Origin of the sequence: Haliscomenobacter sp. (assembly GCF_965225875.1) — a bacterium.
Classification (GTDB): Bacteria; Bacteroidota; Bacteroidia; order Chitinophagales; family Saprospiraceae; genus Haliscomenobacter.
In genome coordinates, this window is sequence record NZ_CBDDBS010000003.1 from 2,231,372 (window position 1) to 2,253,043 (window position 21,672).

11 protein-coding genes are annotated in these 21,672 nt (G+C 47.4%); 4 read left to right on the forward strand and 7 right to left on the reverse strand.

Annotation, left to right across the window (positions count from 1 at the left end):
- Positions 1-115 precede the first annotated feature (115 nt).
- Entirely contained in the window at positions 116-2,734 is a 2,619-nt protein-coding gene (locus ACO08K_RS29175) for a WD40/YVTN/BNR-like repeat-containing protein (RefSeq protein WP_421800033.1), read from the forward strand.
- A 147-nt stretch (positions 2,735-2,881) separates the two neighbouring features.
- Positions 2,882-3,925: a hypothetical protein gene (locus tag ACO08K_RS29180; protein WP_421800034.1), complete on the forward strand. Its 1,044-nt coding sequence runs from the start codon at positions 2,882-2,884 to the stop codon at positions 3,923-3,925.
- A 6-nt stretch (positions 3,926-3,931) separates the two neighbouring features.
- On the opposite strand, the gene ACO08K_RS29185 is transcribed toward ACO08K_RS29180, so the two are convergent.
- Complete coding sequence (locus ACO08K_RS29185; protein WP_421800035.1) at positions 3,932-6,883, reverse strand: DNA polymerase III subunit alpha; 2,952 nt, start codon at positions 6,881-6,883, stop codon at positions 3,932-3,934.
- A 181-nt stretch (positions 6,884-7,064) separates the two neighbouring features.
- Positions 7,065-8,207, reverse strand: coding sequence for a DNA polymerase IV (dinB, locus tag ACO08K_RS29190; RefSeq protein WP_421800036.1), 1,143 nt, complete (start codon positions 8,205-8,207; stop codon positions 7,065-7,067).
- Positions 8,208-8,605: 398 nt separating this feature from the next.
- Here dinB and ACO08K_RS29195 point away from each other — a divergent pair, with 398 nt between their 5' ends.
- Entirely contained in the window at positions 8,606-10,312 is a 1,707-nt protein-coding gene (locus ACO08K_RS29195; RefSeq protein ID WP_421800037.1) for a sulfatase-like hydrolase/transferase, read from the forward strand.
- 37 nt (positions 10,313-10,349) lie between these two features.
- Here the strand turns inward: ACO08K_RS29195 and ACO08K_RS29200 are convergent, their stop codons facing one another.
- From ACO08K_RS29200 to ACO08K_RS29220, 5 genes are all read right to left on the reverse strand, one after another.
- Entirely contained in the window at positions 10,350-11,273 is a 924-nt protein-coding gene (locus ACO08K_RS29200; protein ID WP_421800038.1) for a hypothetical protein, read from the reverse strand.
- Positions 11,274-11,305: 32 nt separating this feature from the next.
- Positions 11,306-12,760: a DUF7452 domain-containing protein gene (locus tag ACO08K_RS29205; protein WP_421800039.1), complete on the reverse strand. Its 1,455-nt coding sequence runs from the start codon at positions 12,758-12,760 to the stop codon at positions 11,306-11,308.
- Positions 12,761-12,791: 31 nt separating this feature from the next.
- On the reverse strand, positions 12,792-14,240 hold the full coding sequence (locus ACO08K_RS29210) for an RICIN domain-containing protein (RefSeq protein WP_421800040.1): 1,449 nt from the start codon (positions 14,238-14,240) through the stop codon (positions 12,792-12,794).
- 133 nt (positions 14,241-14,373) lie between these two features.
- Positions 14,374-15,123, reverse strand: a complete 750-nt coding sequence (locus ACO08K_RS29215; RefSeq protein WP_421800041.1) for a LytR/AlgR family response regulator transcription factor — start codon at positions 15,121-15,123, stop codon at positions 14,374-14,376.
- Between the two features lie 2 nt (positions 15,124-15,125).
- Positions 15,126-18,215, reverse strand: coding sequence for a histidine kinase (locus ACO08K_RS29220; RefSeq protein ID WP_421800042.1), 3,090 nt, complete (start codon positions 18,213-18,215; stop codon positions 15,126-15,128).
- Positions 18,216-18,335: 120 nt separating this feature from the next.
- Here ACO08K_RS29220 and ACO08K_RS29225 point away from each other — a divergent pair, with 120 nt between their 5' ends.
- Positions 18,336-21,314: a DUF5107 domain-containing protein gene (locus ACO08K_RS29225; protein ID WP_421800043.1), complete on the forward strand. Its 2,979-nt coding sequence runs from the start codon at positions 18,336-18,338 to the stop codon at positions 21,312-21,314.
- Positions 21,315-21,672 lie beyond the last annotated feature (358 nt).

Consider the following 21,672-nt stretch of genomic DNA (forward strand, 5'->3'; position numbering starts at 1 on the left):
ACATTCCATTATTTCTACCCAGATAACTGCCCTCCTGGCAGTTCTAATTCAAAACTCACGTTAATCCTGCGGTATTTCCAAAATCCGGTATTATTTTCACAAAAAACACCACCGCATGCGCCGAGTTATACTCTTTTTTGTGCCTTTATGCCTCAGTTTCCTCGCTGGGTTTGCCCAACAAGCACGTTCCCCGCTACAGGCCTCCTTCGCTCAGTACCAGTCCCTAAAAACTACCAGCACCTTTGGGCTCGATTGGGTGCCCATCGGCCCCATGCTCAACTCCGCCCGTGCCGATGTAGTGCAAGTGGATCCCCGCCACCCTGGCACCATGTACGTAGGTTTTGGCTCGGGTAGTTTGTGGAAAACGGTCAATCACGGAGTTAACTGGAATCCGATTTTTGAGGGGCAGTCCTCCTTTAGCATCGGCGATGTGGAACTTGCCCCTTCCAATCCTTCCATCATCTACCTGGGTACCGGGGAAAACCTCAAAAAGCCCCGCAATTTTACCTTGCCGGGCACGGGCATGTACCGATCTGCCGATGCGGGCAAAACCTGGCAGCACATTGGGCTGGAAGATTCCTGGGCCATTGCCGAAATCGCCATCCACCCCAAAGACCCCAACATTGTTTTTGTGGCAGTTCTGGGGCATTTGTGGTCTAAAAATCCCAATCGTGGTTTGTTCCGTACCCTCAATGGGGGCAAAACCTGGGAAAAGGTGCTCTACAAAGATGAGATGACTGGCGCCAACGACATTGTCATCTCCCCCAGCAATCCGCTAATCATGTATGCCACCCTTTGGGAGGTCTATCCCGGCATCAGTGGCAAAAACAGTGGCGTGTACCGTAGTTCCGACGGGGGTAAAAGCTGGACGGCCTGCACCAAAGGTTTACCCTCTGGGCCCAAGGTAGGCCGCATTGGCCTGGCCGTTTCGCAATCCAATCCTGCCAAGGCCTACGCGCTGATGGACAACCTGAACAATGCCCGCGACGAAGCTGCCGAGTTGTACAAAACCAGCGACGGCGGCCTTAGCTGGAGCAAAACCCACGCGGGCCCTTTCCAGATTTTTCCCGGCATCGGCTGGTACTTCACCGATGTGTATGTCAATCCCAAAAATGACGAAGAAGTTTTTTGTTTGGGCGTACGCCTGGCGCACAGTATGGATGGGGGGAAAACCTTTGATTTCATCGGGGGCAAGGTTACGCGTATGAACCCCAGCCTGGCCCAGGGGCTGCACCTTGACCAGTGCGAACTCTGGATCAATCCCCAAAATCCGCAACACATGGCGGTCGGCAACGATGGCGGGTTTTACCTGAGTTACGACAAGGGGCAAACCTGGATGCATTACAACAACATCCCGACTGGAGAATTTTACGACATCACCATCGATCAAAAAAACTACCTCATCTATGGCGGTACCCAGGATGACGCCACCGTATTTGGTCCGCCTACGGAACTCAATCCCCGTTTTCCAGACCCCTGGAAATACGTCTGGATTGATCCCTGGGATGGCGGCGACGGTTGTGTGAGCCAGGTAGACCCCAGCGACGGCAACATCGTCTACTACAGCATGCAGCATGGTGCAGCCATCCGCCTGGATCGTCGCGCCGATACCACTCATTCCATCCAACCTGAACTGCCCAAAAACAGCAAGGACACTCTGAATTTTAATTACATCGCCCCCTACTTTATCTCTCCGCATCAGGGCCAAACGCTTTACCACGGTGGGAATTTTATCTTCAAAAGTCAAGATAGAGGCGACACGTGGAAAGTAATCAGCCCCAATTTGGCACTTTCGGCCATCCCGGCGAAAAAGTCCTCCGCCGCTGGTGCCCTGGTAGAATCGCGATTAAACAAAGGCTGGTTGTACGCAGGTACGGACAAAGGGGCTTTTTGGGTCAGCAAAAACGACGGTGCAAGTTGGGAAGAGCATTCTTTGGGTCTGACCAACAACTACATCCGCAGCATTTGCCCTTCCCGTTTTGTCAAATCGCGGGTTTACCTTGCAATGACGGGGCTCAATTACGATGATTTGCACAGTTACCTGTACGTTTCCGAAGACGACGGAGCAACCTGGAAAAGCATCGCTGCTGGTTTGCCGGATGAGCCAGTGAATGTGGTTTTGGAAGACCCGGTTCAGCCCAATGTCTTGTATGTCGGCACACTGCGGGGCTTGTACGTGTCGCTTGATCGAGGTGAAAGTTGGTCTTTATTTGGGAAAAATCTGCCTGCCGCTGCGGTTGCTGACCTGGAGATTCACGAGGAGTCAATGGATTTGATTGTAGCCACGCATGGCAGAGGTTTGTATAAACTGAATTTACGCCCGCTACAGGCGCTGGTGGCGGGAACATTGCCCCTTGAGCAGGATCACCTTTTTGAGATTCCAGCAGCCAAAAGGCCCTGGCACAATTCTTTGGGTGGGGAACCCGATTACCGCACGGTAGAAAAAACGCCAATCACGTTTTGGCTGAGCCGCTCCAAGCCGGTGACGCTCTCCTTGCGGGATGTGACGGGTAAAGAGCTTTGGAAAACGCCCCTGGCGGGTCAGAAGGGTCTTAATCAATACCGCTGGGATCTGGTATTCAGCAAGCAGACCAGTGATTACCCGTATTTCGTGCATTATGAGCGTTTTTTGAGGGCTAGGACGTACCAGATGGTGCTCTCGGATGGGGAGCGTGAGTTGATACGCCCTTTGGTGGTAGTGGAGGGGGTGTCGCCTTATAAAAAGGAGCGGTGATTGTTGGCTTTGGTGCTTGATAACCTAGGTTTCCAATCAAACAGCTTTGTGTTGGTATTGTGCCTTGTCGCGTGGTGTTTATATTTTTTAACTAAAATTTTTAAAAATAAAAATTTAATCTATTTTTGTTTTTAAATTTTCCACACTATGCCTAAACCCATCGACTACGACGCTCTACTCAAAGATTTTATCACTGATTTTTTCCCTGAGTTCATTGCCTTTGCTGACCCAGCGCTTTATGAAGCCATTGACTGGTCAAGGGGATATACTTTTTTGGAACAAGAACTAATCAATGCCCTGCGGGGTAAATTCAAAATACGCGGCAAGCGTAAGTTTACAGACAAACTGGTCAGGGTTTACCTCAAAACTGGCGCTGAACACCTGGTATTCATACACGCCGAATTTCAACATCAGCCGGAGGTAGGTTTCGGGCGCAGGATGTACGAGTACCGAGCATTGATCGGCTTGCGTTATGGTGTGGAGGACATTAGTGCCATCGCGGTATTTACTGGTGCTCCACCACCAATTGAAGAGCGGAGCTATCAGCGGACTACCTTCAAAACCCGCATTCAATACGATTTCATCAGCATCGTAGCCGCGCAAGAAAAAGAGCAAACATTAATCAATGCATCCGACAACCCTTTTGCCTTCGCTTTACTCGCCGCATTGTATGCTTACCAAAGCAAAAAACAGCCTAAGTTGCGTTTAAAGCTAAAGAGCAAACTATTCGAGCTCGCCCGATCGAAAAAAATGCCCTTTGACAAAATCCTCAAATTGCTTATTTTTGTAAGGGATTTTGTGAATTTACCACAGACATTTGAAAACGAATTTCGCGAAACTCAATATTACCTGACTTTTCCAAAAACAGAAGCCATGACCATTTCAAAAGGAACCAAAGAATTTGCGGCAGGGCTGTATGAACATGTATTCGGCTACGATCCGGCAGTAGCATTGGAAGAAGAAAGAAAGCAATATAAGGAACTGCTTGAAAAGGAGCGTCAAAAGGCTGAGGAAGAACGTCAAAAGGCTGAAGAGGAACGCCAACGTATAGAAGCAGAGCGCCAGCGTACTGTACTCTACTTTCACGAAACCTTACAAATGCCTGCCGCTGAAATTGCACAGGTTTTGAATCTGGAATTGGCTTACATTGAAAGTATAATCAATGCATTAGAAGGTAAGAGTGAAGAATAATTCCCCTCACTCAAATCGCTCATCCCTCCGATAAGGCAATCTTTCCAAATACTGCAACGTAATGCTGAACACCCCAAACTCCTCAGTCACCTTACCCTGTAGCAAATAAATGCCTTGCCCTTTCAGTGGGAACTGCTTCATTTCTGCTGGAAAAACCACGCTATTGAAGTACTCGCCCTGTTGGTCATACCAGGCGTCAAAACCCATTGGTAGCCCTTGTTTGGTCGTCGTGGTTTTGCGACAAATGAAATAGCCCAAGATGGAAATGAAGGTGTTGACCTGATTTTTTAGCTGATTCGACAAGCTCAGCTTCTCTTTTTTGTCCTCTAAATAATCCCAATCCAACAAATCGAAAGGAGAGCAAAGTGGGAATTTGAGCAACTCTATTTCATCAAAAGCCTGATCGAACGCCCCCTCGTGAAGTTCAGGCAGGTTGAAATCTTCGTTGGCGCTTTCGAAAAAAGTAGCCGCCTGAACGAAGCTGTTTTTTGGGTTTAGCACCTTGTTTTTTTCCCACATCAGCTGGTATTTGTTCAGGCCAGTGAAGCGGAAGGCATTGACCTTGATGAGCAATTCCAGTTGTAAGGCAGATATGGGAACCCGGTTGATAAAATCCTCCAGACTTTTGTAAGGGCCTTGGTATTTGCGTTGGTACACAATTTCCTCGGCCAGGTTTTTTTCCAAACCCTGGATAAAAATCAGCCCGATGTAGAGGTTTTTGCCCGCAAGCTTGGCCAGCACCTCGCTGTGGTTCACACAAGGCGCATGCAGGGTAGCGCCCAGTTTTTTGGCCTCGTGCAAGTAAATTTCTGTGCGGTAAAATCCCCCAAAATTGTTGATCACGGCGGTGATGAACTCCAGCGGGTAGTAGGCTTTGAGGTACAAATCCCGAAAAGACAATACGGTAAACGCCGCCGAATGCGCCTTGCAAAAGGAATAGCCCGCAAAACTCTCGATCTGGCGCCAGACTTCCTGGACCAGCTCCTCCGGGTGGCCCCGGTCTTTGCTGTTGTTAAAAAACTTGCCTTTCAGTTGTTCAAAGGTTTCGGAGTTGCGGCGTTTGCCGCTCATGATTTTGCGCAGCACATCACTTTCCCCCAACGACAATCCGGCAAAAGCATTGCAAATCTTCATCACGTCTTCCTGAAACACCATTACACCGTGGGTTTCTGCCAAATGCTCCTTAAAGCAGGGGTGCAGGTACTCAAAGGCATAGGGGTGTTTGTGCCGCTGAATGTACTCGCGCATCATGCCTGAGCTGGCTACCCCCGGGCGGATGATGCTGGAGGCAATTACCAGATCGGGGTAATTGTCGCATTGCAGTTTGGGCAACAACTCCCGCATGTTGGGCGATTCAGCGTAAAAAACACCCACGGTATCACCAGTGCGCAGCAGCGCCTTCGCTTTTTCATCGGCGTAGATTTTTTCCATGTCTTCCACATCCACCGCTTTGCCCTGGTTTTCGCGGATATAGGTGACGGTATCGCGGATGTGCGAAAGCCCGCATTGCCCCAGGATGTCAAACTTGTTGAAGCCCCAGTCCTCTGCGATGTACATGTCAAAATGAACAATGGGAAAGCCAAAAGGCATCTGCCGAAGGGCTGAGTAGTGATACAGGGGCTGCTCAGCAATGATGACCCCCGAAGGATGCACGGAGAGTTCGTTGGGCATGTTTTCCAGACGGTGGCCGTACTCCCAGATTTTGCGGGCCAGTTCGTGGTGTTCTTCCGGGCTTTGGGGATTGGCTACAATCTTTTCCATTTCACTTTTGGGCAAACCAAACACTTTGCCCAGCTCCCACACAATGGAGCGAAACTGGAAGGTATCATACGTGCAGATAAAGGCCGTGTGGTGCCGACCATACCGTTTGAAGATATAATCCAAAATGAGCGGGCGTTGGTCAGAAGGAAAATCGACATCAAAATCGGGCGGCGAACTGCGGTGCTCGTTGATGAAACGTTCAAAGTAGAGGTTCAAACCAATCGGGTCCACATCGGTGATGCCAATGCAGTAGGCCACAATGCTGTTGGCACCACTCCCTCGCCCCACATGAAAAATATTGCTGTAAGAAGCGTATTTGATCAGGTCCCATACAATGAGGAAGTAGGCGGTAAAACCCATTTGGTAGATGAGTTTCAGCTCTTTTTCCACCCGATTTTGGGCCTCACGGTTGCGTTTGTTGTAGCGTCGACCAAAACCTTCCAGGGCCAGTTTGCGCAGCAGGGCCTGGTCTTCTTCAACACTACCCGTAAAACAGCGGCGATTGTGGCCCAGGTCTTTTTTAAATTCGATTTGGCAATCCCGCACAATTTGGGCCGTATTCTGGACAATTTCGGGATACAATTCATACGCCTTGAGCAATCTTTTGATTTCAAAAAGCCGCTCGTAAGGCCCGGCAAAGTCCTCTTTTTGCAAGCGGCTAATCAGCTCGTTTTTGCCAATGGCCCGCAGCACTTTGTGTAGCTCGTACTCCTCGGCCTCGGCAAAAGTGACCGGGGAAAGAGCTACCAGTTTAGTCGGGTGTTTTTTCAATTCCGAACTAAACAGGCTCTTGACCTGCTCGGGCCGCACCCCGATAAATTCATAGCTGCGGAAATGTTCAAGGGGTTTAACCAAACCAGGGTAAATGATAAACACATGCTCCATTTTGGGCGGAACAGTCGGCAATGGTTTTTGATCGATTTGAGAAAGCAGGTGGTTCAACTCGTACCAACCTTTGTTGTTTTTGGCCAGGCCGATGTAGAGGAGCTGGTGTTTTTCATTCCTGAATTCGATGCCCAAAATGGGTTTGATGCCCTGTTTTTTGCAGGCCTCCACGAATTCAAAAGCACCAGATACATTGTTGATGTCGGTCAATGCCAGGGTTTTAATGCCTTTAGCCTTTGCAGCTTGTACCAGCGCTTCAGGTGAAAGTGTGCCATAATTTAAACTAAAATGAGTGTGACAGTTGAGATACATCGGTTTTAGCTAAAAAAAAGTAACTATTTAGCAGCCGCCTGCGGCGGGATTTTTCACCACAAAGACAATAAGGCACAAAGACATTAAGCGCTAAAATGTTGTGTCTTTGTGTCTTTGTGTCTTAGTGTCTTCGTGGTGAAAAATCCCGCCGCAGGCGGCTGCTAAATAGTTACAAAAAAAATTACAATGCGGATGCCCATTTGATCGCATGCTGGCCAAAACGGCGGCGCACCCGATCGAGGGCTTGTAACAATTCAATTTCCTGAGGGGTATCTTCGAGGAGGCTGATCTGCAGATTGCCGCGCACCAGGCCGGAAAAACGGACGCCAATCAAGCGCACCAATTGCCGTCGGGTATACAGGCGATCAAACAAATCCAGGGTGCAATCGAGGAGGGTTTGGTCACTGGAAGTATAGGGGATTTGTTTTTGTTTGTGGTAAGTTTGGAAATCGGTGTAACGGATTTTGACCGCTACGCAAGAGGCCAGTTTGCCGGAGGCACGCAGATTAAAAGCCAGGGTGCTGCACAAGTCGGTAAGCTGGGCTTTCAAAAACCGGAGGTCAATGGTGTCGGTTTGGAAAGTGCACTCTTTGGACAAGGATTTTTCCTCGTGATAGGGAATCACCCGGGAGCTATCGATGCCGTTGGAATGTTCCCAGAGGGTAGTGCCGTATTTGCCAAACTCGCGCACCAGAAGCTTGGGGGGGATTTGGCTCAAGGTGCCAATCTTGCGAATACCCATGTACACGAGTTTGCGGGCGTAGACCTCCCCTACCCCATGCATTTTCGCAATTTGTAGCGGCGACAAAAAAGGTCTTTCCTGCCCCTGATCAATCAACAACTCGCCACAAGGTTTTGCGGCATTACTCGCCATTTTGGACACAAAACGATTGACCGACACTCCGGCTGAGATGGGCAAACCCGACTCCCGCATGATGCGCTGGCGCAATTCCCCCGACCACTTGAACGCACCAAAATAACGATCCAGCCCGCTGAGGTCTACTTCGAAATCATCAATGGAGTTTTTGGCAAACACCGGGGCGTATTCGGAAATGATGTCAGTGATGAGCTGCGATTCCTGGGTGTAGGCATCCATGTCTCCGCGCAGATAGATGGCTTCCGGGCAAAGACGCTGAGCCATTTTCATAGCCATTCCGGAACATACGCCGTATTTGCGGGCTTCATAACTGCAAGAAGAGACCACCCCGCGGTCACTGCCTCCACCGATCACGATGGGCTTGTCTTTTAAGGCGCTATTGCGCTTGCGCTCAACGGATACAAAAAAGGTATCTGCGTCGAGGTGTAATACGGCTCGGTCAAACATGGGCAAACAATATTAGACTTTATGAACAAAAGCTCACTTGGCCAGAACGGGGTCTTTTTGAGCTACTTTTCGGCTATTTTCTCATCCGTAGCGCTGCTACGTACTCAAAAATGAGCCTCAATTAGCTCAAAAATCCCTCCGTTCTGTCTCAAGCAGCTTCTGTTCATAAAGTCTATTAGTTTTTAAAGCTTTATAGTCAGGAAAGGTAAAACAAATTCTATCTAAAATGCGCGTTTTTGTTTGTTAAAACTTAGATTTATTTTTGTTTAAAACAAAAAAGATTGAAAGGCGTGGAGTGTATGGATAGAGAAAAGACGTATGCTAAACGTTGCTACTAATGGAGGGGCGAAACAAATAGAAACTTCCCGTATATTCCCGGTACTTAAGCACCTTTGGCTATGAAAATAACCCACCTCCTGTGCATGCTGTTGTGTGCAAAATTGCTTTGCGCCCAAACCGCATCCAACACCCGGCCCAATATCATTTTCATTCTGACCGATGATCACCGGCACGATGCACTCGGCTATGCTGGCAATAAATATGCCCATACTCCCGAAATGGATAAACTAGCCAAGGCGGGGGCGTATTTTAAAAAGGCCTTTGCCAGCACTCCGATTTGTGCGGCGAGTCGGGCCAGCATCTTGTGTGGCTTGCACGAACGCACCCACAAGTACACCTTTCAGGTAAACAAGGTCCGGCAGGAGTACATGGCTAACGCTTACCCCAAAGTCATGAGGGACGGGGGCTATTACACCGGCTTTTTTGGAAAATTCGGGGTGAATCACGATCGACTGGGCGACCTGTTTGATCGCTATGAATCTTATGACCGTAATGAAAACTACAAGGACAAACGCGGCTATTTTTATAAAACCCTGGGCAAGGATACCGTACACTTAACCCGCTATACCGGGCAGAAAGCCATTGATTTTATAGCGCAGGCCCCAAAGGACAAGCCATTTTGCCTTTCCCTGAGTTTTTCAGCACCACATGCCCACGACGGCGCAGCTGAGCAGTATTTTTACGATCAACAAACGGCGGGCCTTTTAAAAAATGTAAAAATTGCTCCGCCAACGCTTGCCGATGACCGTTATTTTGAGGCTCAGCCCGCGAAGGTTCGCGCGGGTTTTAGCCGCCTGCGCTGGACCTGGCGCTTTGACGAACCGGAAAAATATCAGCGCATGGTCAAAGGGTACTACCGCATGATTGCAGGGGTAGATCTCGAAATTGGTAAAATCCGCGCACAACTCAAAAAACAGGGCCTGGACAAAAACACCGTGATCATCCTCATGGGGGATAATGGTTACTTTTTGGGCGAGCGCCAATTGGCGGATAAATGGCTGATGTACGATCTCTCCGTTCGGGTACCACTCATTGTTTACGACCCGCGCATTCGCCAGCATCAGGACGTAGAAACGATGGCCTTGAACGTGGATATTGCGGCTACCATTGCTGAATTGGGCGGGGTATCATCGCCTCAGAACTGGCAAGGCAAAAGTCTTTGTCCTTTGTTGAAAAAAATGGCCCCAAACTTTAATCGGGACACCATTTTGATTGAACACTTGTGGGAATTTGAAAATATCCCGCCCAGCGAAGGGGTACGAACCAAGGACTGGAAGTATTTCCGCTACGTCAACGACAAAGCCTGGGAGGAACTGTATGACCTTAAGAATGACCCGAAAGAGGAATTCAATCTGGCGAAAAATCCCCAATACCAAGCCGTCCTGGCTCAATTGAGGCGAAGCCTCGAAAACTTCATTCAACAATACCGCGACCCCTACTCGGGTATTCCCCACGGACCCAGTGTTGCATACACGGCTAGCAAGGGAGCGAATCCTGAATACACCTGGCTGCTGCCCAAAGAAGCGCTGGCACAAAAAGCCTATCAAATTTTGGTGGCTACTTCACAAAAACAAATTGAGCAAAACTCAGGTGATGTGTGGGACAGTGGACAAGTGCGCAAAAACACCAACTCCAACATCACCCACGAAGGAAAACCGCTTCAGTCCGGGCAAACTTACTACTGGAAAGTCCGGATTTGGGATCAGGACAATCGTTTGAGTGAGTATTCGGCGGTGCAGTCGTTTAAGGCTGGAGAAGGAGGCTGAGGTGTCGATGCAAGGAAGATACATTGTCTGGGCAGGGTCAATACTTGCCATTGTACACGGTAACTACCACATTGTTGAACACACCATTTTCAATAGACAATTCGGACTTCTTTGCCATACCTAGGGGACGACTTAAGAACCCGCTGATTTTACCGGATATTGTTGCTGTTCCGTTTCCATTTTCTCGGTAGGAACTGATTTCAACTTTTAAATTTCGACCTTGTGAATCAGGGTACTTGTGGCCGTACAATTCCGAATTTTTTTCATCGCCAAGGGGAGATCCACTCAGTAGCAATTCAATCTGTTCACCGGAATAGATCCCTGGCTTAGCATCTGCGGTAGTCAAAAGAACATTGAGTTGTCGATTGTCAGGCCCATTCACCGCCTTAAAAGTTAGCATCAAACTTGGCTTCCCGTCGTTAAATTGTTTGACTCCGCCTTTATAAAAAAGATGAGAATTGGCAAAACCATTTCCGGTCCAAGCAGCCCCATCAATTTGCGCCATGAAGAGCCCATCCGTAGATTTGGTATTGGCCTGACTGGCAGGGACCGGAGCCCCCGGGCTGACAAAGGAAAAATTGCTGTTGAATACAGCATCCTTTGGCCCGCTGAGCATGAGGTAAACTGTTCCGGACTCTTTATCCGCACTTTTGATGTCTTCGAAAGGGTTGCGTATTTTTACGACCACAAAAGTGAAACGTTTGCCATCTGCGGAGACTGCATCAATTTTATCACCTGTTTTTATGACCCCACTTTCAACCTTTACATCCGCCTGAAAATTAAAAGCCGGATCTTTGTCGGGGTAAACTGCTTTGATGGCTGCTTTTAAGGGTGTTTGGGCGACCGTACTGGCTTTGCTACTGGTCGTTGAACCGCTGGTGGGATTGGGTTTGTTTTGACAAGCTGCCGTACTCACTAAAAGTACAAATAGAGGCAACAGGTATGACTGCTTTGAAATCATGTCGTTTGACTTTTAATTGGTAAATAATTTTGCTACCATTCAGTGACCAACCCAGTCCCATTCGGTTGGGTAACACATTTGCGACAATCTTTGACTTCCCATTTCCCTTTCACACAAATGGCTACTTTGTTTTCCCCCATACATTTCTGGCTATTCTTGACAATGGCCGGGTTGGTATCGTCACAATCAGGGCCGTGGGTTAAAAAATCGGCACCTGAGCTTTCTTTCTTGAGTGGTACGAGAATGATGCTTTCCCATTTTTTTTGAACGGCGTCTTTCGTTGTTCTAAAAACTGGTAAGGCACCAAGTCCATAATTGAAGCACTCACAGGAGGCTATACCGTCGCCGTCGCGGTCGCTTTCGCTTGGTTCTTGAACAAAACCGTGTTGAATATAACCTTGCAAATTAAGATCAACAGGTCCGATCGTACCGGGGTTGCAATCTTCGTCAAGCAAGGAGGGCATCCATATTATCGTTGTTCCATCCAATTGAAGAATGGAGTCTTTGGCACAGGTCTCCCTAGCAGAGGGGTTAACCAAGTAATTCCAATCATCACAATCGTCGCCTCCTATGTCCCATGCAGGGTGGCCATCTCCATCTTTATCGGTTTCAACACCTCTCTTAAGCCGGCGACAGACCGTATTCATCAAGGCGCTGGACTGGATTTGTATTTTTATTCTTTGCTCCAGACTCAAGGTACTGAGGTATTGTAAAGTTGCCCGGTCGTTTCGGGCTCTCAGGTGGGTGTTTAAAGTGGGGTCGGAGTATCCCGTTGAGGTTGCGGCATTTGCCGAGGGGGGCGCTACCACTGCAACATTCCCCATGTTGTTATTGACGACTTCCCCAATTTTGTCGTCAGCACTTGAATTGGGACTGATAAAGACATTGTATATCCCAGCGGCCCCGGAGACAAGCGGGGTTCGATTCTGGTTTCTTAATTCCCATTTGCCGAGCCCCGGATTGTAGACAACCTCTAGATCAGAATTGTTGTAATACGACTCTAGGCTTTGGGTACCAACGACGGTTGGAAATCGATGTGTCGCATAAATTTTTGCTGTAGGATTATTGTTAGTCAATGGATGGTCAATGATACATTTCCCATCCGGGGATGGAGATACATCGATCACATTGTCTCCGTGGGGCATGAGCCAATAGACAAAGGTTACCCCGGGAGGCATCGCCTTTCTATCCTCATTGTAGATGCACCAGGCGAATTTATTGTAGATATCCAGCCATACCCCTACAGGATGAGGATTAGCCGATTTTTGCCCTGGATTAGGTTTTATAATCATGGCGAATCGACCGTCTCTCGAGTAGGTATAGATGTCTTGTGGCAGGCTAATAAAAGTGTAATTGCCATCAATATTATTCGCAGTAGTGGTGTGAAAACGCGGCTCTCGGAATGTTGCCGGAATTTCTTGTGCAAATCCCAAAAAAGAAAGGCATAAAAAGTAGAGGAAAAGTCCAGCTTTAAGTATTGTTTTCATTGGAAAGAATTAGGTGTTAAGGACTGAGGTTTTAGTACTTCTCAATAAACCAGCGCTGGTTGCGTGCAAAATTGGCATCCCACTGGCCCAAGGGCGCAGCTACCTGGGTAGCGGCATTGTACACTTCCATCACGCGTTTGGTGCGGACATTCCGCAGCACCCAAGTCCCGTCGCAATACCGAATAAAAGCCCATTGCTGCGTTTCGCTGTTGTCAGGTGCGCTGGTGACGATATTTGAACCGTTGATATCGTTTTTGTTCAGCAAATCGAGATTGAGGCTGTTGTAATTGTTGGTGATGTTGAAGTAGTACTGGTTTATTTTCTTGATTTTCCAGCGTTGACTGCTTAGTCCTTTCAGGTCATTCAGGACAACATGTGTATTGCTGGTTCTGCCTCCGTTCAGCACATCGATTTCTTTATCGGCGGCGTGAACATTGCGGAAAGAATAGTTGGCCAAAGGATCAAACACATCCTGCCAAACCTTATTGATCGCATTGTATTGATTAGGATCATTTACTCTTTCAAAAGACAGGTATAGCGTGTATTCGCCTTTGAAGCGATCATCGTCTTTGAAGCGCAGGGGTACGATGCCGTTGCCGTAGCCAAAGTCTCGATCCACCAGCGTATTGGCGATGTTGTTGTCCATCCGGATTTGTAGGGGAGTAAAAACCATATTGGCATCAATACCAATCGGGCGATCATTGGGGCCATTTGCGTTGACGTAAAGTTTTCTCCGGTCTTCTTCTGAGAGTGTGGCCAAATTGGCTCGGTAAAATACATTTCCAAACTGTTGCGTGACCGTTGGTGCAGGCCAAACACCTGGACTGCTGTCATTGTACCCACTACCACTGCTGTAACCAGGTATACTGCTGAACAATTGAAAAGGTAAACTCAATACATTGGTTGCGGTTCTTGTTGCCAAACCGATGAAGCTGTTGTGCCAAAAATTGGTCAAAAAGTCGGCAGGGCCATCGTATTCCATGATCCCTGGGTGAATGATGACATAGTCGCTGCCCGGATAAAGATTTCCCTCCCACAAAACGTAGGGCAATAGCTCCCCGGAGGCGGGCGCATTATTTTTCCAGGGTTCAATGTCGGGTAGATTGTCTCCGGTTTGAATACCGCCCAAGCCTCCGCTGGCACTGCCGGCCATGGCCCATTTGTTTTCAGGGCCCCGACCATTGATGTCACAAAAAACGCGGGTACGGGTTCTAACGCTAGTGTTAGGGATGGTGTTATTGGCGTTGTTGACCATGAAACTGAAAGAGCTAAGGTAAATCTCGTCTCTTTTCCCATCTCTTTCCAGGATATCATCAGCAGTTTCACGGTTGCAGGTAAATCCTTTGGCTACTACCCGGAAATAGGTTATGGGCTTGTTCAGGTTTTTGAGATTGCGCGCGTCATCAGGTCTTATCTGTGCAGACAAAGGAGGCAGGCCAACCATGCAGGCCCCCAGGAAAAGAAGGAAAGGAAGTTTCATTTTTACGGTTTTTGGGCAACCATTTTGGCCAGCCGCCAGCATGGTCACATTTCTGATCCCTAAAATTGAAACACCCACACTTCCTGCACAAGCCCAATTGAGTATTGCGGGGGAAAACTTGATTATTCAGCAGTTATAGTTTGCGAAAGGTTTCCAGAAAAGCTTCTTTCTTGTTGCGGCTAATGCCAATTTGGGTGCCATCCTTCATGATGACATAGGCGTTGTCCCCTTTGACGTATTTGCTGATGTGGTTGATGTTCACCAGGTGACTTTGATGGATGCGGAAAAAAGGGTTTCCACTGATGTTTTCTTCAATTTCTTTGAGGGTTTTTGCCAGGGTTACTTTTTTGCCATTGGTCAAAAAGATGTGGGTATAATTGCTGTCACTTTCACAGCGGAGGATCTCATCTGGCAATACAAACTGCATGGCATCGCCCAAAGGCAGTGCAATCCGCTCGGTCATGCGATTTGGTGTTTGCAGTTGTTGAGATAAAGTCTGAATTTTTTGCGCTAAACTGTATTCCCCTTTTTTGTTCTTGACTCGTTCTACTGCGGTTTGTAATTCAATAATGTCAATGGGTTTGAGCAAATAATCAAGTGCCGAAAACTTAAATGCCCGGATGGCAAATTGATCATAAGCCGTGGTAAAGATTACTTCATAATGATACCCTTCCGTAGCCTTAATGACATCAAAACCATTTACATGGGGCATTTCAATGTCCAAAAAAACCACATCGGGCCTGAATTTTTTGATTGCTGCAATGCCTTTTTCACCACCTTTACAGGCAGCTACAACGTTTACATCTTTGCAAAACCTGGTGAGTTGCATTTCCAGTACTTCCAGTGCATTGTTTTCATCATCTATCAATACTGCATTGAGCATAACTAGGCATTTAATGATTTAAGTGGAATATTAAGCACCACTCTGGTACCCGCAACTTTGCCTGCATCATCTCTCAAATCAATGATTTCACAGGTGGCATTGATGTTTTGGGTATGGTTGATGACGGCGATGCGATTTTCAGTAATCCGCATACCATAACTTTTCTTTTGCAAAATTTGTTTACTGCGCAATTCTTCTGCCTTATCACGGCCTATACCATCATCTTCAATCGTCACTTGCAGTCCGTTTTTCCCTGTTTTACTGAAATGGAGTGCGAGTGTTCCATTCTCTTCTTTGTGGATCAAGCCGTGCCAAATCGCGTTTTCAACATAAGGCTGAATAAGCATGGATGGTATTTCGCAGGTCTCGATGTTCAAATTGGGATCAACATAAAAATAATACTCAAATTTATCGTCAAAGCGCAGGCTCTCCATTTCAATGTAAAGTTTCAATAAATCCAGTTCACTACTCAGCAGAATATTGTTTTGATTGCTGTGATCCAAAATCAGCCGAATCAGCCTTGAAAACTTGGTAAGGTATTGTGATGCTTCAAAATGTTCATTCTTTAAAATGTATTTCTGGATGCTGTTGAGTGAATTGAAAATAAAATGGGGATTCATCTGGGCACGCAAGGCTTTCATTTCCGATTCAGCAAGCTGTTGTTTGAAACTGGCTTTGAGCTGTTCTTCCTTACGGGCCTGGAGCACCCGATGGCGATTCCAAAAAAACAGGGTAGCAGTAATTCCAATCAGACAAATTGCGATGAACCAGCTCGTTGCATAAAAAGGTGGACGAATTTTAATGCGGTATTCGGCAGGAGTACCCCACACCCCGTCGCTATTAGCCGCTTTTACTTTAAAAACATAGGTGCCGGGTTTAAGGCGTGCGTAACTAACCTTGTTTTCATTGCCTCCATACACCCACTTCGGGTCAATACCTTGCATTTTCCAGGCATACTGATTGCGGTTGCTGTTGCCAAACACCAATGCTGAAAATTCAAATTGCAGGAAGTTTTCATCCGCATTCAACCTAATTTCCTTTTTGCCAGGCTCAAGCAGAGGCAACAGTTCTTTCTCCATTGCTTTGAGTGATTGAACCTGAACAGTGGGTTTGAAGGCATTAAACCGATAGGTTTTTAGGTCTAATAAATGCAGGGTTCCAAAAAACAATTGGGTGAGTAGATGCTCATCTATGATGTTAAAGGTATAGCCGCCATCGTCTACTGAAAACCCGTTTTGACTGCTAAAAACAGAAAGTACTCTTTTTTTTACCGGATCGATGCGCAACAGTCCAGCTACATTGCTGACCCACAAACTGGAGTCAATGGGGCTCTGCATGATGCGCCAGCAATAATCTCCGGGAAGCCCGGTAAAATTGCTGCTGTTGTAATTGTTGAGCTGTGCCACTCCATTTTTTTCATACCATTCATAAATGCCATTTGCCTGCGTTACAATCCAAAAGTGCCCCCGCTTGTCCTCGGCTACATCAAAAGTGGTACCCATTGGCGGTAGTTTTTTATGCGCATCCGCGTTGATGTAGGTGTATCGATTTGCTGCTTTGTCGTATCGATACACGCCATTGCTACAGGTAAACCAGCAATTGTTTTTTGAATCAATTAAGCAGGGTGAAAGCACATTGTCATCGGCATTTATTTTGTCGATATCGTGTTTATTGAAGTGTTTTATGGCCTTGTCCGGATAATCCCAGATGTAAAATCCATTGTTAACACTCGTAAGGTAGATCCGCCCGTCTTTGTCGCATACATTCCTGCCCACATCGATTACAGGCTTTCCTTTTTGATCATTCAGTGGATAAGGAGTCATCCTTTTTTGGGCGGGATGGTATTGAAACAAATTGCGGCGGTCAGAAAGAAAAATACTGCTGTCGAGTGTGGTGATTAAACCGTAGATGCGCTTGCGATCTGTTTTTGCCGGATTGACAACGGTATGAAAGGTTTTAGTATCCGGGTTGTAAACAATCAAGCCCTGGCTGGTGGTATTGGTGATCAGTAAATCCTTGCTACCTGGTGAAGCGAATACCTGAATGGGCTCCACATTGTTGTCTGTACTATTATCCTGGATGTTAAGTGTTTCAATCTGGGTATTCTGAAAAGGAATCATCGCAAGGCCATTGTGGCTGCAAAGCCAGGTATTTTGCTCACGATCTTGCACAATATTTACGACCTTGGTAATATGGAGTTTGTAATCTTCTTTGCTTTGGGGAAAAGTAAAAAAACGCCCTGTTTCAGGATGAAAATAATGCAGTGGATATCCTCCCAACAAATAGCCTCCCCCTGGCGCAGTGTGGATACTGAAAAAAATGTGTTTTTTTAGCGCCCCTTCGTTTATCAGGTTATCGATTTTTTTTGAAGAAACCTGGAAACTAAATACTCCTTTTCCGTCAGTGGTAATCAGGATGCGGTTTTGCGTTTTATCAAAAAAAGCATTGGTGATGCGCTTGAAAGGGAATAGATAGGTGCCGGAAAGTTTGCCCTTAGGGGTAAAACAGTACAACCCTTCGGCGTGTACAGCGTAAATTTCCTGCTCTGTTTCAATAATATTGACAACGGCCTTTGTGGCACTTGAAGGATAGGCGGCAAAATGGGTAAAAGAAGAATCGGCAGCATTGAAGCGAAAAAAATAATTGCCATTGGTGCACACCCACATACCGCCTTTTTTGGCCGGCACGATTTGCTGGATCATGCCTTTGATCATCCTTGAAACGGTTTTATTGCTAAAATCGGGTGTCCAGAATTGATAAGTTGAAGGATTAAACCATTGCAAAGTGTTGATACTACCCAGCCAGAGGTGATTGGATTCATCTTTGGCAATGGCGTGTAAAGTATTGGTAATGGTGTGGCCAGGTCGGTCAGCGGTGCTGCTGGTTTTTTTGAAGCGATGTCCGTCATACCGGTACAAGCCCGTGACGGTGGCAAACCACATGTACCCCTTGGCGTCCTGTACGGCGTCGTATACATACTTATCCGTAAGGCCATCTTTGGCACCAAAATTTACAAACCGATATCGTTCTGGCGCTTGCCCCTGCAACAAGGTATAGGAGTACAAGAATAGGAGGATAAAGCTACGTTTCATAGTGTTCAAATTTACAAAAGCAGCAGCTTTTTTCCTATTGAATGTCAGGTTCTGATTAATTTACCCTTTAGGCAATTTTTTCTTTATATTTAGGAGGAACTATTGAAACAGCCCTTTGCCATGAAGAACCTATTGCTTTTTCTGAGTCTTTTTTGCTTTCAAACCCTTACTGCCCAGGATGTTGCAACCGTAAAAACCTACCCTCAGGTTTTTAAAACCTATCCTTTTTCCGATCCCGACCCGGTTCCTCATCCGCAAAGCCGCATCTATCCCTATTTTCGTTTTGATGGTTACGCCAGCGAGCCCGTCGATCAGGAATGGACGGTAGTTGCCCTGGAAAACGACTACATCAAGGTATTGATTTTACCACAAGTTGGCGGAAAGATCTGGACGGCTATCGAAAAATCCACCGGCAAGCCCTTCATCTACAACAATGAGGTCATCAAGTTTCGCGACGTAGCCATGCGGGGGCCCTGGACTTCAGGAGGAATCGAGGCCAACTATGGAATCATTGGGCACACCCCCAATTGCGCCACACCAGTTGACTACTTAACCAAACAAAACGATGATGGCAGCGCCAGTTGTTTTTTGGGCTGGTTGGACCTGCTTACACGCACCTGGTGGCGCATTGAAGTGAGGCTGGAGGCCGACAAAGCCTATTTCACTACCCACTCGCTATGGCACAATGCAACTGCGCTGGAACAGCCCTACTACCACTGGATGAACGTAGGCATCAAAGCCGCGGGAAACCTGGAATTTATCTACGATGGCAAAAATTACCTTGGGCACGACGGGGAAATTGGGGATTGGCCAATCAATCAACAAAATGGCAAACGTGTCTCTTTTTACGAGCAAAATAATTTTGGAACGTACAAAAGTTACCACGTTTTTGGCCAGTACAGCGATTTTTTTGGCGCTTACTGGCATGACGAGGACTTTGGAATGGGGCGTTATGCGCCGCATGACGAAAAAGCGGGGAAAAAAATCTGGATCTGGGGGCTTTCCCAACAAGGGATGATTTGGGAAAAACTATTGACCGATAACAATGGCCAATATGTAGAAGTGCAGTCAGGACGCCTGTTTAACCAAGCTGCCGAAGGCAGCAACCTCAGCCCTTTCAAACAACAAGGATTCGCTCCCTACGCTACGGACACCTGGACGGAATATTGGTTTCCGGTCAAACAAACCAAGGGTTTTGTCAAAGCCAATAATGTGGCGGTTTTGAACGTGAAGGATGGCAAAATCTGGCTCATGGCTTTGCAACACCTGCAAGACAACATTAGCATCAGCAGTGGAAATAAGCAGATCGCCCAGCAAAAAATCACGCTTGCCCCGCTCCAGGTATTTGAATACGATTTGGGGAGCAATATCACCCCAGCTCAACTGCAAATCACCCTTGGAACCGAACTGCTCGAATACAATACCCGCCCTGAATCCCTCGACCTGAATCGCCCCACTACCGCCCCCAAAGATTTTGACCACAACAGCGCCTATGGTTTGTGGCTGCAAGGAAAACAATTCATGCACATGCGGGAGTACGCCAAGGCTGAGGAGAAATTACAAGCCGCACTCAAGCGTGAACCTTATCACATTCCCACGCTCTGTGACTTGGCCCAATTGTCCTATCAAAAAATGCATTACCCGCAGGCTTTGACTTTGCTCAAAACGGCCCTGAGCGTGAATACCTATGATGGCCAGGCCAATTACCTCTACGGCCTGGTGAATGTACAGCTCAAAAACTGGGTGGATGCCAAAGACGGCTTTGACCTGGCGACCTCGAGCATGGCCTACCGCTCTGCAGCGTATACCGAGTTGGCAAAAATCTATTTTACGGAATACAAAATGAGCAAAGCCTATCATTACGCCCTGAAAAGCCTGGAAAACAACAGCAAAAACTATGCGGCACTGCAATTGATGTCCTTTATTGCCCGCGAATTGGGAGAAATGAATCGAGCCGATTCGATCATTGAAGTGTGCTTGGCTGCCAATCCCTTCAACCCCATCGCGCGTGCCGAAAAAATGTTCAACGTGTATGGCCGATATCGCAACGGAGCCCTGGCCAAAGTTCAACTGAAACGCCACCTGCGCAGCGAACTACCCGAAGAAACCATCCTGGAATGCCAGGCTTATTATACCCGTTTTCCCATTGCCATGAATTGGTTTGAGGTGTACAGTAGCCCGGCCATCGTATTCCACAATCGTGCAGGGGTAGAGGATTTGCTACAACAAAAAACGCCGTATTTCCCTTTTCGACCCGAAACAGCCGTACTCCTGGAGGAGGCCATCAAAAACAATCCCCATTGGAAGTTGAAATACTACCTCGCTTTGGTCAAGTGGCACTTGGGGGATTTGCCCGCTGCCCAAACCTTATTGGAGGCTTGTGGCGAACAACCCGATGAAGCAGTGTTTTATGCAGCCAGGGCGGAATTTTTCCAAAAAGACCCCACTCGTTTTGCGCAAAACATGGAAAAAGCCAGAAACCTGGACCCGGCTCAATGGCGCTATGGCCAGGCGATGATTGAATGGCACCTCCAGCAAAAACAAGCTGCCCCTGCCCTGAAACTGGCGGAAAGCTACCTCCAGAAGCACCCCAAAAACTATTACCTGGGCCTGCTGTATGCCAAAACGCTGCTGCTGAATGCTCAGTATACTCAGGGCATCGCATACATGCAACTGCTTCAGGTTTTGCCCAACGAAGGCGCTACCGCCGGGCGCGGCGTCTGGAAAGAAACAAACCTGATGCAGGCTTTGCAAAACATCAAGGCTCAACAGTACGAAAAAGCCTTAAGCAATATCCAAGACGCCCGCCTTTGGCCCGAAAACCTGGGGGTAGGCAAACCTTATCCCAAGGACATCGATGAACGCCTGGAGGATTTTTTGGAAGCTTTTTGTCTGGAGCGCCTGGGTAAAATGCTTGAGGCAAAAAACAAGTACGCTCAGGCCAGGCAATGGAAAACTCAGGCTCCAGGTGCTGCGACCAATGATCTGTTGTTGAAGTTTTGGCCCAATCGATCTGCTTTACGGCAAGCCCTTTTGAGCGATAAATCCAGGGATACTGAAAATGGACGGGTTATTTTGGAATGGTGTAAGGTGAGGTAGGTGAGCATACTACTGGACATTTTTGTATTTCAGAAGCGAAAGGCATGAATTGCCACGTACTTTAGCGCGTGGATGAAGACTATCTCTATTAGACTTAAGGTGATTTGATTATCAGGTAATCGGGCAATCTTGGGCGTTACGGTTAGCGGCAGAGCCGCCAAAACGTCTGTAGCTCAAGGAACGAAGATAGATTTTAAGGTACGTAGTACCGTAACTGTTGCTTTTTGTTCCGGTGCTCTGCACCTTAAAAGCCTTGCGAGATCTAAATACTACAGACGTTTTGGCGGCTCTGCCGCTGGTCCTCCGAGCAAAATGTCCAGTAGTGTGGCAGATAAGATGCTAGGTGATTTTTCCCTAT